At 63.2% G+C, this 299-nt stretch carries 1 pseudogene; it reads left to right on the top strand.

The features are described 5' to 3' along the window. Positions 1–26: 26 nt before the first annotated feature. Positions 27–299, top strand: a pseudogene (locus K3A85_RS17815) (metal-dependent hydrolase); the annotation flags it as partial.

Here is a 299-nt window from a genome sequence, read left to right as displayed (position 1 = left end):
ACGGCATTATTGCCGGGACCGGTCCTGTGGCCGAACTTGAAGCGATGCCGGTCGAGGATGGGCGGGGCGCGATCCTTTGGCCCGGTCTGATCGATGCGCATACCCATCTGGACAAGACGTGCTGGGGGATGGGCTGGCACGAGAACAACCGTGCCGCAATCCTGCGCGAACGGATCGATTTCGAGCGCGAGAACCGGCTGGATCTGGGCATGGACCCCCACCGCCAGTCGATGCGTCACGCGATCGGCCTGATTGCCCATGGCAGCAGCCATATTCGCAGCCATGTCGATATCGACCCG

Origin of the sequence: Novosphingobium huizhouense (genome assembly GCF_020179475.1) — a bacterium.
GTDB lineage: Bacteria > Pseudomonadota > Alphaproteobacteria > Sphingomonadales > Sphingomonadaceae > Novosphingobium > Novosphingobium huizhouense.
Note: the sequence above shows the minus strand (reverse complement) of the source record. Positions and strands in the feature narration are given on the sequence as shown.